Genomic DNA, 12,613 nt, shown 5'->3' on the forward strand with positions numbered 1-12,613 from the left:
GAAATCCTTCAGTACGGCGAGAATCGGAGTGCCGCGAATGACCGTCCGCAGCGAACGGGACCAGCAGGTCGTCACCCTCACCATCGACCGGGAGAAGAAGCTCAACGCCCTCGACTATCCGACGATCGACGCGCTGCTCGCCGAGCTCGACCGGATCGAGGCCGACGACAGCCTCCGTGCGGTGATCCTGACCGGCGCCGGGGAGCGGGCGTTCAGCGCGGGCGCCGACATCCCCTCGCTCGCCGACAGCATCGCGGGCGGGCCGGAGCGGGCGCTGCGCGAGTTCGTCCGGCGCGGGCACACGCTGACCCGGCGGATCGAGGAGTTCCCCAAGCCGATCATCGTCGCCGTCAACGGCCTGGCGTACGGCGGCGGTTGCGAGCTCACCGAGGCGGCGCCACTGGCCGTCGCGGCCGAGCACGCGCGCTTCGCCAAGCCGGAGATCGCGCTCGGCTTCCCGCCGCCGTTCGGCGGCTCGCAGCGGCTGCCGCGCCATGTCGGCCGCAAGCGCGCGCTGGAGCTGATCCTCACCGGCGACCCGATCCCGGCCGCCCGCGCCGCCGAGATCGGCCTGGTCAACTCGGTCGTCCCGGCGATCGAACTCCTCGACGCGGCACGGGACCTGGCGGACCAGATCATCCGGCACGCGCCCACGGCGGTGGCCGCCTGCCTGCGGGCCGTCACCCGGGGCGTCAACCTGCCGATCGACGAGGGCCTCGCGGTGGAGGCGGCCGCCTTCGCGGCCACGGTGCCGACCGAGGGCGTGCGGGACGGGGTGGGGCGCTTCCTGGAGCGCTCGCGCGGCTCGCGCTGAGCGGGGGCGGCGGGTCCTCCGGTCCTCTCGGCGCGCGGGGCTTCCCCGGCCGGAACTCGGTTGCGGCGGGCGGCGGCCGGTGACGACGATGGCGGCATGGCCGAACTGATCCACCACGTCAACGCCTTCCGTGCCGCCTTCGCCCGCCGCCAGGCCGCCGAGACGGTCGAGCTGCCCGGGGCCGTCGTCGTCCGCGACCGGGAGTTCGCCTTCTCCGAGGAGCACAACTGCCTGATCGTGGACGGCCCGCAGGCCGACCCGGCGGCACTGCCCGGCCTCGCCGCCCGGCACCTCGGGGAGCGCAGCCGCTACGCGATCGCCACCCTGGACGGGGAGTTCGGCGAGCGGGCCACCCCGGCGCTGGCGGCCGCCGGGTACGGGCGGCAGGACCTGCTGGTGATGGCCCGGGACACGGCCGGCTGCGTGCCGCCCGAACCGGCCGCACCGCCGGTCGAGGCGGACGGACTGGCCGAGCTGCGGGTGGCGGAGCTCCGCCAGCAGCTGGTCTGGTTCCCGGACGAGGAGTCGGCCCGGCAGCTGACCGACCGGCGGGCGGCCCGGCTGCGCGGCGCCGAGGAGGTGCACTTCCTGGTGGCCCGGGAGCCGGACGGGCAGGTCGCCGGCTGGGCCGACCTGTACCTCGACCGGCGGGCCGGGCTGGCCCAGGTGGAGGACCTGGTCACCGCGGAGGCGCACCGCGGCCGGCGCCACGGCGACACCCTGCTCGGCACCGCGCTCGGGCTGGCCGCCGCCGCGGGCATCCCCCGGCTGTTCCTGCTCGCGGACGCCGAGGACTGGCCGCGCGAGTGGTACGCCCGGCGGGGCTTCGCGGAGATCGGCCGCAGCCACCTCTTCCACGGCGGCTGAGCCGGGGTGCGGTGCCGGCCGTCTGCGCTACTGGCAGACGGCGGTACAGGCAGACGGCGGTACTGGCGGACGGCGGTACTGGCGGACGGCGGTACATGCGGGGAATGGTCGTCCGCGCACGCTCGGGCGCGCCACCGGATTTCCTTCCCGAGGAAGGCTCAGCGGGCTTCGCCCGTACGGGAGTTCGGCCTCCGCGCCTCGGCCGCGCGATCGGCGGCGGGGATGACGGACACGCCGCCGTCCCCCCGTCCCCCGTCACCAGGAGAGCGGGTAGCGCACCGGGTGCGCGCCGAACCGCTCGGCCTGCCGCCGGTGACCCTGCGGCCCGGCTCGCCCGCCGACTTCCTGCTGCTGGCCGGGGAGTGTCTGCCGCAGGTCGTGGTCGACCTGCCGCCGCGCGACCTGGTCGTGCGCGCCGGCCGGGTCGTCGCCCGCGACGGGCGGCTCACCGGCTGACTGCCCCCGCCGGGCCGCCCGACGCCCGTTCCGGAAGGAAGCGGCCGACCTGGGTCATCGAGCACCCCCCGCGGCTGTCACGGGCGCCCGCAGCAGCACCGCCGGCAGGTAGTCGGAGCGCACGCCCAGCTCCCAGCCGTGCGCCTGGACGGCCAGCGCCGCGAGGGCGATGGTGCCGAGCGGGAGCAGGCTGCGGGGCGGGGCGTCCGCCGGCAGGCTGTCGCGGTACTCGGCCAGCCGGGCGGCGAGCGCCTGCTCGAACGCCGCCTGGTCGTCCGCCAGCAGCACCCGCAGCAGCCGCTGGTCGGGGCTCAGCGCACCCGCGGCGTCCAACGCCCGGACGGCCGCGGCGCGGTCCTCGGCCGGGGGCTTCCGCAGCGGGTCGGGCGCGGGGGCTGTCCACGGCGAGTACGACGTCTTCACCAGGGCGAAGTAGGCGCCCAGCGCGTCCATTTCGGCGAGGTCGGCCGGCTCGGAGACGGTGGTGAGGTCCGACCACGGCAGGCCCCGGTGGATCGACGGCGCGAAGTCGTCCTTGAACAGCGGGCCGATCATCCGGCGCCGCTCGTGGACGTGCCCGCTGACCACGGCCAGCGCGAAGGCCTCGACCCAGGTCGGCGCGGTGGCGCCGAAGTCGAGCACCTCGCCGAACTGGTGCTCCTCGCTGTCCAGCGTCCGGCCGAGGTACGGGAAGGGGATCGAGAAGTCCCCGCGCGGGAAGTTGCCGAGGTGCAGCACTCCCGTCGCGCACTCGGAGGCCGTCCGCAGCAGCTCCTGGGCCTCCGGGTCGTCCAACGCGCCGCCCGTCGCACAGAGCGCGCCGAGGTGGTCCAGCAGGACCGCGGCCATCGCGCGGATCGGCTCGACGCTCAGCTCCTGGCAACTGATCGTCAGCCACTGCGCGTTGGCCCGTGCGCGGGTGCGCGCCAGCGCGTCGGCGATCCGGTCCTGCTCCACGTCGTGCCGCGTCACGTCCACCATGCGCTGCCCCCGTTCGGTCGGTACGGGCGGCGCGGTGTGCGGCCGCTCGCCCGTGGTCGCGTGCTGTCGGAGACGGACGCTAGCAGGCAGGACTGACATAACTCCCCTGGTCGGGCGGTGTGGGCGGTGTCGGTGGTGGCGCCGTTCTGCCGGCTGCCGAACCCGGCCTCGTCGGAGGGCGAGCCCGGCGAGGCGGCGGGGTGGCCCGGGGTGGGTGGGCGTCACCGGGGTGGGTGGGCGTCAGCGACACAGGGTGCGGAAGGTGTACCCGTGCTGCTGGAGGGTGCCGATGATGGCCGGCAGCGCGGCGACGGTCTGGCTGCGGTCGCCGCCGCCGTCGTGCAGCAGGACCACCGAGCCGGGGCGGACGGCGTCGAGGACGCGCTGTGCGATCGCGGCGGCGCCGGGGTCGGACCAGTCCTGCGGGTCGACGGACCACAGCACGACGGTCTTGCCGAGGGCGGCGGCGCGGGCCCGGACGGTGTCGTCGACGAAGCCGAACGGCGGCCGCAGACAGCTCGGGGTGGCGCCGGTCTGGGCCTTGATGGCGTGGTCGGTGTCGAGGATCTGGGCCTTGAGGTCGGCGGCCGAGAGGGTCCGCAGGTCGGGATGGGACCAGCTGTGGTTCTGCACGCTCTCGCCCTGGTGGGCGACCTGCCGGGTGAGGCCGGGGTGCGCGGCGACGTTCTGGCCGAGCTCGAAGAAGGTGGCGGGCACGCCGTACCACGCGAGCACGGCGAGCACCTGGGCGGTGTTCGGTCCGGGCCCGTCGTCGAAGGTGAGGTAGACGACCGGGTGGGACGGAGCGGGGGAGGTGGTGGCGGCGGAGGCGACGGCCGGGGCGCCGAGGCCGAGCAGGGCGGCCAGCAGGCCGGTCACCGCGCCGGCCGCCAAGCGCAGCGGGCGGGCGGGGGATGCGAGGGGCATGAGGGGCTCCGGGTGGTGCTACCGGGCGTGAGCGCGGTCGGCCGCGCGCCCGGCCCGGCGGTGACACCGGGTGAACGGCACGGCGCCCCGGGGGAGTTCGTCCCCCCACCATCGTCCGTCCGGCCGCGGCGCGGTGCACGTCGGCCCGGGCCGATGCCCGTACCGCCCCGGCCGGCGCCCGTACCGCCCGGTGCGCGGTCGGCCGCGGAGCGGGACGGACGGGTGCGCCGGTCCGTACGCCCTCCGGCTGTCGGTGCTCTCCGTTAAGGTGCGGACCGGCGACCGCTGCCATCGCGGGCCGGCGCCAGGGGAGGGCGGCGGCATGGGCGAGGGCACGCGCGCGATCGGGACCGGACGTGGGGAGGGGTGCGGGCCGGGGGCCGGTGACGGCATCCGCTGGCTCGCCGAGGTCCGCTGGGAGCTGGACGGCGTGGTGTTCGCCCGGGGCATACCGCCGCGCGAACTCGCCCGCCGGATGGGCGCGGACCCGGCCGCCGGCACCGAGCCGATCAGCGGCACCGAGGTGTGGGACCTCGACATCGAGTCGTACCGCCCCGGCGACGACGGGGACGGCGTGGTCCGGGTCGGCGAGTGCGGCGGCTGGTCCTTCGCGATCGAGTACGGCGACTCCACCGGCGGCGAGCGGCTGACCGAGATAGCGGCCGGTGGTGTCGAGGTGGTGCACTTCCGCCCCATGCCGGAGCACCCGCCGGCGCTGCTCGACTACGCCCGCGACGGCGCGGTGCTGTGCGGCTTCGGCCTCGGGGAGGAGCGCTGGCGCTGGGGCCGGGAGCCGGACCTGCTGCTGCCCGAGCTGGTCGCCGCCGAGGTGCTGGCGCCGGGCGGCACCGCTCCCGCGGACCGGGGCGGCCCGGAGGAGGGGTACGCGGCCGTCCGCGACCGCACCCTCGGCGTCGTGGAGCGGCGGTTCGGCCTCGGCCTGCCGCGGGCCGCGCTCGGCGAGCTGCGCCTGCCGGCCTTCGCGGTGCGCGGCATCCCGGGAATGTCGCGCTGAGCGGTTGACGGACCGTCGCCGGCGGTCGGGCCGTGCCCGGGCCGGCGGCGGTCAGGCCGTGACGGCGGCGGCGCGCAGCCGGGCGGCGGACCGGGCCAGCCGGGCGGCCGCGAGCAGGGTCGGGCAGAAGCCCACCGCGCAGGCCGCGAGCACGCCGACCGGGCTCAGGCTCCCGGCCACGGCGACGACGACCGCGGCCGCCAGCGGCACCGCGAGCAGGGGTGCGAGCAGGAGCAGGGTCGCGTGGACCTTCTCCCGCCGGCTCCACTGCGCGGAGCGCCCGACCCGGACGGCGGCGGCGACGGCGGCCGCGAGCCCGAGCACCGGTCCGACGCCCGGGACGAGCAGCAGGGGCAGCGGGAGCACGGCCAGCGCCAGGGTCACGGTGGTGCGCCTGCTGGTCTCCGGCTCGGGGCGGCGCTCGGCCCCGGCCCCAGCCCCGGCTCCGGGCCGGGAGCGGCCGGCCTCGGCGAGTGCGGCGTCGGCGATCTGCCGGGGGCTGCCCAGCTGGTCGAGGACGCGCCGGACGGCGGCCTCGTCGGCGGGGCCCGCGGGGCCGGTCGGGCCGGCCGGGCCGGTCTCGGCCAGGGCGACCTCGACGTGCTCGCGCAGGTCCGCGAGCAGCTCGCGGCGCTGGTCGGCGGGCAGCGGCTCGGTGAGCCGGGCGACGGCGTCGAGGTGGGCGCGGACCAGCGGGTGGTCGATGGGGTTGCTCACGGCTTCTCTCCCGGGGTGAGGACGTGGTCGACGGTGGCGCGGAAGGCCGGCCACAGGGCGGTGAACTCGTGCAGTGCGACGCGCCCGGCGTCGGTGAGGGCGTAGTAGCGGCGGGACGGGCCACTGGCCGAGTCCCGGAGGAAGGTGTCGGCGAGCCCGGCGCGGCGCAGCCGGGACAGCAGCGGGTAGATGGTGCCCTGGCTGGTCGCGAGCATCGGGAAGCGGCCGAGTTCCTGGAGCAGCTCGACGCCGTAGCGCGGGCCGTCGCGCAGCAGCGCGAGGACGCAGTACTCCAGCACGCCCTTGCGCAGCTGGGTCGCCACCGGGCCGTCCGGGGCGTTCGCGCCGTCGCGGTCGCCCCCGGCGGCGCCGTGGCCGGGCTCGGGGTTTGCGATGCCAGGTACCATGCAATGCAAGGTAGCAGGCGAAGCAACCCGCCGCCAGACGTTCCCTCCGTGTGCACCCGGACGTGTCGGAGGCCCGCGCGCCGGACGTTCCCGCCGGACACCTCGGACAACGTGCGGCGGCCGGGTCGTGGTTCATCCGGGCGCCCCTCACCCGGCCGGCCGGTGGTACGGCGTGCGGCGCACGCCCCTGGTCGGGCGCCTCCGGCGGGCGTGACCGGGCCTCCGCCCCTAGGGTCGTTCGTGCGTCGACCGGCCCCCAGTGGCCGGTTCCGGCGGCCGGCCCCGGTGATGGGCTCCGGTGACCGGCCCCGGTGACCGGTTCCCCGCGCCGGGGGCGCGCGCCGCTGCGACGCGCCGTCGCCGGGTGCCGGGCTTCCGGTGACGCCGCGTCGGCCCCGACGACCGTGCCGATGCGCCCGAGCGCGCCGGCGCAGCCGCCCCCGGCGATCCGCGCCGGCAGCCCGAGAGGTGGACCCGCCCCATGCACACCGTCGTCCGTGGAGCCGGCGCGCTCGGCCTGGCCGTGCTGCTGCTCGCCACCGCCACCGGCTGCCAGGACGACCACTCGTCCGCCGCCGAGCCCGCGCCGACTTCCCCGGCCACCGCCCCGTCCGGCGGCGGCACCGCCGCTGGCGGCCAGGCGCCGGACTGGCACGCCTGCCCGGCGCCCAGCGCGGCCCAGGGCGGCAGCGGCACCGCGCCCGCCGGGGCCTGGCAGTGCGCCACCCTCAAGGTGCCGCTCGACCACGCCAAGCCGGACGCCGGCACCATCGACCTCGCGCTGATCCGCAGCCCGGCCACGGACGAGCCGCACCGGATCGGCTCGCTGCTGTTCAACTTCGGCGGCCCCGGCGCCTCCGGCGTCGCCACCCTGCCCGCCCTGGCCGGCAGCTACGCCTCCCTCAACTCCCGCTACGACCTGGTGAGTTTCGACCCGCGCGGGGTCGGCGAGAGCGCCGGGGTGAGATGTCTGGACGACGCGGCGACGGACGCCGACGCGGCCGTCGACGACACCCCCGGCGACCCGGCCGCGGTCAAGGCGCTGGACGAGAGCAACGCCCGGTTCACCGCCGCCTGCGAGCGAAACTCCGGCCGGGTGCTGCCGTACGTGGACACCGAGAGCGCCGCCCGGGACATCGACCTGATCCGCCAGGCGCTCGGCGACCGGAAGCTCTCCTACTTCGGCATCAGCTACGGCACCCAGCTCGGCGGCGTCTACGCCCACCTGTTCCCGGAGCAGGTCGGCCGGATGGTGCTGGACTCGGTGGTCGACCCGACCAAGGATCCGCAGCAGGCCGCGCTCGGCCAGGCCCAGGGCTTCCAGCTCGCCCTGGAGGACTTCATGAAGGCCTGCGCCGCCCAGGCCGCGGCCGCCTGCCCGACCGGCGCCGGCGGCGCGGACGGCACCGCGAAGGTCTCGGAGCTGCTGCGGAAGGCCGAGCGGTCCCCGCTGCCCACCGCGGACGGCCGCAAGCTCACCGGGAGCCTCGCCGTCACCGGCATCGCCGGCGCCCTGTACAGCCAGGAGACCTGGCCCGCGCTGGCCACCGGTCTCACCGAGGCGATGGAGCTGGGCAGCGGCGACACCCTGCTCAAGCTCGCCGACTCGCTGCGCGGGCGCGACCCGCAGGGGCGCTACAGCAACCTCGGCGCGGCGAACCGGGCGATCGCCTGTGCGGACGCCCGGCAGCGCTACTCCGACCAGGACGTCCAGCAGCAGCTGCCGAACTTCCGCGCCGCCTCCCCGGTGTTCGGCGAGTTCACCGCCTGGAGCCTGACCGGCTGCACCGGCTGGCCGGTCGCGGGCAGGAGCGACCACCCGGAGGTCGCCGCCCCGGGCGCGGCCCCGGTCCTGGTGGTCGGCACCACGGGCGACCCGGCCACCCCGGTCGAGGGCGCCCGGGCGATGGCACAGCAGCTCGGTGCGGGCGTCGGCGTCACCGTCACCCTCCAGGGCGAGGGTCACGGCGGCTACAACACCGGCAACCCGTGCCTGAAGCAGACCGTCGACGGCTACCTGCTCGACGGGAGGGCGCCGGCGGACGGGACGGTCTGCAGCTGAGAAGTGGCCCATTGCGGAACGGCCGAATTGGCTCTGGAAAGCGGGCCACTCGTCCCGCTAGGCTCGCCGACGTGAACAACGAGATCCCCAAGGTCGACTTCTACTTCGACCCCGTCTGCCCCTTCGCCTGGATCACCTCCCGCTGGATCCTGGAGGTCGCGCGCCAGCGCGAACTCGACCTCACCTTCCGGGTGATGAGCCTGTCCGTCCTCAACGAGGGCCGCACCGACCTGCCCGAGCGCTACCAGCGCCTGATGACCACGGGCTGGGGCCCCGTCCGGGTCTGCGTCGCCGCCGCCGAGCAGCACGGCCAGCACGTGCTGCGTGACCTGTACACCGAGCTCGGCACCCGGTTCCACGACCAGGACCGCCCGGCGGACGAGGACGTCATCCGCGAGGCCCTGGTCGCCGCCGGTCTGCCGGAGGAGCTCGCCGAGGCGGCCCACAGCACCGCGTACGACATCGCGCTGCGCAAGAGCCACCACGAGGGCATGGACCCGGTCGGCGAGGAGGTCGGCACGCCGACCATCCACATCGACGGCGTCGCCTTCTTCGGCCCGGTGCTGAGCGCGATCCCGCGCGGCGAGGACGCCCTCAACGTCTTCGAGGGCGTGCGACTGCTCGCCGGGTACCCGAAGTTCTTCGAGCTGAAGCGGACCAGGACGGGCTCGCTGGACTTCTCCTGAACCGCGGTCGGCGCCCTGCGGGGCGTCGACCCGCCCTCCCCGGAGGGTCGTCGACGGCGGCCGCGGGCGGCCCGGTGAGCAGCACCGGGCCGCCCGTCCGCGTTTTCCGGCTCATCCGTTCGGTGGATTACTACGCGACGAGTACTACGCGGCGTGTAGCATCTCGTCATGGCCGAGACCGCGTCGAGCACCACCGAACCACCGCCCCGCACACGCCACCTGACGGTCCGTGCGGACTGGCCGAAGGCCGCCGTCGCCCTGCTCGGAGCCGCCCTGCTGGCCGCCCAGGCGCCGCCCGGGCTCGCGCACGCCCTCGCGAACGCAGTCCAGGCCGAACGGCCGCTGGCGGAGCACGTCGCCCCCGGGGTGCCCTGGCTGCCCGACCTGCTGCTGCGCGGCGCAGACCGTGCCGGCGACGCTGCCGACGACGGTGCGGACGGGCGCGCCGACGACCGTGCCGGGGCCCGGCGGTGAGCCGCGCCCAGCGGCGGGCGCTCGCGGCGTCGCTGCTGCTCGCGGTCGCCTTCACCGTCTTCGCGTACGTCACCACCCAGGCCAAGTCGCTCCGCGCCGCCAGCCCCTGGCAGGCGGACCCGTACGACGCCGTCGTCTCGTTCACCCTGTTCCTGGTCCCCGCGCTGGCCGCGGTGGCGACGGCCCGGTCCTGGCTCTGCCGGGGCGGCGCGCCGCAGCCCGCCCACCGCCTGGACCAACTCCTGCGCGCCGCAAGGCTGGCCGTGCTGCTGGTCGCCGCCACCGCCGCCACCGACTGGGCGGCGGTCGCACTGCGGGCGGAACGCGAGCGCTGGGGCGCGCCCACGCCGTGGCTGGTCGCCGCCCTGCTGCCGCTGACCGCCGGCGCCGCCCGCTGCCTGTGGCTGCTCCGGCGCGCCACCCGCGAACCGGCCCCCGCCCCGCGGCCGGACGAACGGCGGCGGCCCGGCGGCGACTGGCTCGACGACCTCGTGCTGCTCGCCGCGCCGATCGCCGACCTCACCGCCGCAGCCGGCCTGCTGCGCCGCCACCTCGTCGCCGCCGCGGCCGGGCTCAGCCTGCTCGCCGGGGCCGGACTGGTCACCGGTCAAGCACTCGGCGAGGGCTGGCCCGGGCCGCTCGTCGCGCTGCTCGAACTCTCGGTGTTCACCAGCGGGTTCTTCGCGTTCTGCCTGCTCGGCGACGCGGTGCTGCGGATCACCGGCACCGGCGCGCCGTGGAGCCCCGCCCGCGCCGCCGCCTTCGCCGCCGCCCTGGCCGTGCCGGTGAGCGGCGGCCTGCGGGCCGCCGTCTGGCGGCTGGCCGGCCTCCCGGGCACGGTCGACTCGCCCGCCCGGCTGCTCGCCCTGATGGCCGGGTGTGCCCTGCTCGCCGGCATCGCGACCCTGGCGGCCGTCCACGCCCGCCGGCGGCCCGGACCGACCCGGTCCGGCCCAGGCCGTGATCAGTAGGGGCGATCGTGCCATTCGCTGTCGGGGATCGGGCTCTCCGGGACGTGGACGCAACCATCGGCCCAGTCCCGGGACGCGAACACGGGCCGGCTGAGCACGACGTCCCCGGCGCGCTGGGCATGCAGGACGACCCCGAGGGAGTCGGCGCCGGGGTCCCCGTACGGGCCGCGGAGCAGTTCGTGGCCGTGCGCCGCACCGAACCTCAGCGGTCCCACGCTCTTCAGCGGCTCCAGCACCCACGCGGCCCGGTCGGCCTCGTCGGTGGCCGCCCACGGATTCAAGAACGAATGCGCCGGACCCCCTCGTCGAACGGGCGTCCAGGCTACCCGCCGCGACCCGCCGATCTGCGCATTCAGACCCCCTGGGGCGACGACACGCCGAGATCGGCCCGCATGGCCAGGCGCATCGCGGCCAGCAGGTCCCACGATCGCGCCCGCATGCTGTCGGCGAGTTCGACGGTCTCGCCGGCGCCGGGATTACCGAGGTCGAGCCGCCGCAGGACGCCGTACAGCCTGCCGAGGTGCAGATTGACGGCGCTGGCGACTTCGAGGATCTCGTCGGGAAGGATCATCTGACCTTCCGCGTGGCTGGCGCGATGCTCCCGCCGGGCCCCCTCGACTTCCTCGCGGACCTCGTCCGAGACCTCGCCGGCCCGGTGCGCGTGGAGGTAGTTCGTCAGCTCGGTCTGGTAGCTGCGGGCGGCACCGTTGAGGGAGATGTAGGCCGCGCGGCGCGCTTCGAGGTGCGCCTTCCGGGCGTCGTGGGACCGCTCCACGTCCTTCTGCCGGTCGGCGTGCTCAAGCTCCTGGAGCTTGTTCTTCCTCGCGCTCCGGTGGGTGAGGAGCCCCGAGGCCAGCGTGCCGACGATGCCCATGCAGGCGACAGCGAGTGCGCTTGTGGCGGTGTCCACGTTTCCCCCTGGTCGAACCGTCCTCCGTGCCGGATCAAGCGTACGTATCGCTGATCGGCTGGGTGACCACGGAGTGGGGGTCCATGGCCAGATGGGGCTTCCCCTCCAAGCGGACCTCGAAGAAGCCGTCGTCGATCTTCTCGGTGCCCTTCTCGACGCAGTGCGAGTTGGGAATGTTCAGGACGACGCAGGGCCTTCCGGTGGTCGCGGAGCTGTACATCAGACCGTCGACGGCGGCCCCGGCGTGCTGGTGGACCTTGAGGAGGTACTCGGTGAGGACCTGCGTCGGGACGTAGTCGACCTGGTCGTACTTCTCGCGGATGGGCTCGCTGAGCCGGCGGACGAAGGTGTGGAGGAAGAGCAGGCCGTCCCGCTCCTTCGTCCCGGTGAGGTCGAAGATTTCCGGGGGCTGAGGAACGGTGTCCGTGGTCAGGTCGATCAGGATCAAGGGGTGCCCGGCTTCGAAAACCGCTGCGGTGACGTGCGTGTCCTCCGTCCGGACCAGGCTCTCCCGGATGGCCGTGTCCAGGTCGGTGGCGCCGTAGAACATCGGGATTCCCGCGGGGTTCATCCGGTTCGCCTGCTTGGCGTGCTCCCGTGGAGGCGTTCCGAGCTCCTTCGCCCCCCACTGCGGATCCGGGTCCGATCCGGTCCTGGCCCGCCAGAAGCGGTGTCCGACGTCGATGCTGCGATACAGGCCGTGCCGGTCTATGAGGTGTCCGACCTCCGCGAGCATCTCGCTCGGGGAGAGCTCTCGAAAGTCCCGGTAGAGATCCTCCTTCGGGTCGACCAGGAAAACGTATCGGGTCTCGTGCTTGAGGGCGTGGCAGAAGGAATCCCATCCGTTGGTGAGAATCTCCCTCTGAGAGTCTCCCGCCCATTCCCCCCGCTTGACCCACTGGTCCTCCACCATCGCGCCGGCGACGGCTTCGGCGAGTCCTTCTCCCAGCAGCACATGGCCGAAGTAGCCGGTCACGAGCTCTTCGGTACTCATGACGTTCCCGAGATACCGGCCTTCTTCGGAGTCGAACGGAACGTTCTCCTCCTCGGCGGTGGCGTACTCGGTGCGCATCCCCTGGAAGAAGGCTTCGACCAGCACGTCGAGAGGAGCGGCCGGGCTCCTCCCGCAGAAGCTGCACTCCTCCTCGCCGTCCGCCTCCGCCCGCACCGTGTCCTCAAGGGTCGGCTCGTCCACGCAGTGCTCGCAGACCCACTCCTCGGAGTCCCACCAGCCGCGGGATTCCGCTTCTTCCAGTGCGCGCTTCGCCATACCCATGGCCGGAGGTTACCCGGCGTCCGACCATGGAGGGGAGGAGCCGGTGGTGG

General features: G+C 75.2%; 14 protein-coding genes and 1 pseudogene. 8 read left to right on the forward strand and 7 right to left on the reverse strand.

The window, feature by feature from the left end:
* The first annotated feature begins 37 nt into the window (after positions 1 to 37).
* The 3 genes and pseudogenes from ACPC54_RS25995 to ACPC54_RS26005 form a co-directional block, all read left to right on the forward strand.
* Complete coding sequence (locus ACPC54_RS25995; RefSeq protein ID WP_498968118.1) at positions 38 to 814, forward strand: crotonase/enoyl-CoA hydratase family protein; 777 nt, start codon at positions 38 to 40, stop codon at positions 812 to 814.
* Positions 815 to 910: 96 nt separating this feature from the next.
* Positions 911 to 1,681, forward strand: a complete 771-nt coding sequence (locus tag ACPC54_RS26000) for a GNAT family N-acetyltransferase (protein ID WP_498968119.1) — start codon at positions 911 to 913, stop codon at positions 1,679 to 1,681.
* A gap of 288 nt (positions 1,682 to 1,969) precedes the next feature.
* A pseudogene (locus ACPC54_RS26005) lies at positions 1,970 to 2,137 on the forward strand (cytosine deaminase); the annotation flags it as partial.
* A gap of 54 nt (positions 2,138 to 2,191) precedes the next feature.
* On the opposite strand, the gene ACPC54_RS26010 reads toward ACPC54_RS26005, so the two are convergent.
* On the reverse strand, positions 2,192 to 3,118 hold the full coding sequence (locus ACPC54_RS26010; protein WP_498968121.1) for an immunity 49 family protein: 927 nt from the start codon (positions 3,116 to 3,118) through the stop codon (positions 2,192 to 2,194).
* Between the two features lie 240 nt (positions 3,119 to 3,358).
* Positions 3,359 to 4,045 (reverse strand): polysaccharide deacetylase family protein, encoded by a 687-nt coding sequence (locus ACPC54_RS26015; RefSeq protein ID WP_498968123.1) that lies wholly within the window; start codon positions 4,043 to 4,045, stop codon positions 3,359 to 3,361.
* 322 nt (positions 4,046 to 4,367) lie between these two features.
* Between ACPC54_RS26015 and ACPC54_RS26020 the strand changes: the two genes are divergently transcribed.
* A complete protein-coding gene (locus ACPC54_RS26020) occupies positions 4,368 to 5,060 on the forward strand; it encodes a DUF6461 domain-containing protein (protein ID WP_498968124.1) in 693 nt (230 codons plus the stop codon).
* 51 nt (positions 5,061 to 5,111) lie between these two features.
* Here ACPC54_RS26020 and ACPC54_RS26025 read toward each other — a convergent pair whose 3' ends face one another.
* The gene (locus tag ACPC54_RS26025; protein WP_498968126.1) at positions 5,112 to 5,777 is read right to left on the reverse strand and encodes an HAAS signaling domain-containing protein; all 666 of its coding nucleotides are present in this window, start codon (positions 5,775 to 5,777) and stop codon (positions 5,112 to 5,114) included.
* On the reverse strand, positions 5,774 to 6,184 hold the full coding sequence (locus ACPC54_RS26030; RefSeq protein WP_498968128.1) for a PadR family transcriptional regulator: 411 nt from the start codon (positions 6,182 to 6,184) through the stop codon (positions 5,774 to 5,776). The genes ACPC54_RS26025 and ACPC54_RS26030 overlap by 4 nt, the downstream gene beginning before the upstream one ends.
* Positions 6,185 to 6,665: 481 nt before the next feature.
* Between ACPC54_RS26030 and ACPC54_RS26035 the strand changes: the two genes are divergently transcribed.
* The 4 genes from ACPC54_RS26035 (at position 6,666) to ACPC54_RS26050 (ending at position 10,377) form a co-directional block, all read left to right on the forward strand.
* Positions 6,666 to 8,246, forward strand: a complete 1,581-nt coding sequence (locus ACPC54_RS26035; RefSeq protein ID WP_498968129.1) for an alpha/beta hydrolase — start codon at positions 6,666 to 6,668, stop codon at positions 8,244 to 8,246.
* Between the two features lie 71 nt (positions 8,247 to 8,317).
* Entirely contained in the window at positions 8,318 to 8,932 is a 615-nt protein-coding gene (locus tag ACPC54_RS26040) for a mycothiol-dependent nitroreductase Rv2466c family protein (RefSeq protein WP_498968130.1), read from the forward strand.
* A gap of 168 nt (positions 8,933 to 9,100) precedes the next feature.
* Positions 9,101 to 9,406 carry a hypothetical protein gene (locus ACPC54_RS26045; RefSeq protein WP_498968132.1) on the forward strand — a complete coding sequence of 102 codons (306 nt, stop codon included), beginning with the start codon at positions 9,101 to 9,103 and terminating at the stop codon, positions 9,404 to 9,406.
* Complete coding sequence (locus ACPC54_RS26050) at positions 9,403 to 10,377, forward strand: hypothetical protein (RefSeq protein WP_498968133.1); 975 nt, start codon at positions 9,403 to 9,405, stop codon at positions 10,375 to 10,377. The genes ACPC54_RS26045 and ACPC54_RS26050 overlap by 4 nt, the downstream gene beginning before the upstream one ends.
* Here ACPC54_RS26050 and ACPC54_RS26055 read toward each other — a convergent pair.
* The 3 genes from ACPC54_RS26055 to ACPC54_RS26065 all read right to left on the reverse strand — a co-directional run bounded on the left by ACPC54_RS26055 (position 10,371) and on the right by ACPC54_RS26065 (position 12,563).
* Positions 10,371 to 10,658, reverse strand: a complete 288-nt coding sequence (locus tag ACPC54_RS26055) for a hypothetical protein (protein WP_498968134.1) — start codon at positions 10,656 to 10,658, stop codon at positions 10,371 to 10,373. The genes ACPC54_RS26050 and ACPC54_RS26055 overlap by 7 nt on opposite strands.
* A gap of 71 nt (positions 10,659 to 10,729) precedes the next feature.
* Positions 10,730 to 11,287 carry a hypothetical protein gene (locus ACPC54_RS26060; protein WP_498968135.1) on the reverse strand — a complete coding sequence of 186 codons (558 nt, stop codon included), beginning with the start codon at positions 11,285 to 11,287 and terminating at the stop codon, positions 10,730 to 10,732.
* A 34-nt stretch (positions 11,288 to 11,321) separates the two neighbouring features.
* The gene (locus ACPC54_RS26065; protein ID WP_498968136.1) at positions 11,322 to 12,563 is read right to left on the reverse strand and encodes a HEPN-associated N-terminal domain-containing protein; all 1,242 of its coding nucleotides are present in this window, start codon (positions 12,561 to 12,563) and stop codon (positions 11,322 to 11,324) included.
* Positions 12,564 to 12,613: the final 50 nt, after the last annotated feature.

Source organism: Kitasatospora sp. NPDC094028 (genome assembly GCF_049543595.1).
In the GTDB taxonomy this organism is placed as follows: domain Bacteria; phylum Actinomycetota; class Actinomycetes; order Streptomycetales; family Streptomycetaceae; genus Kitasatospora.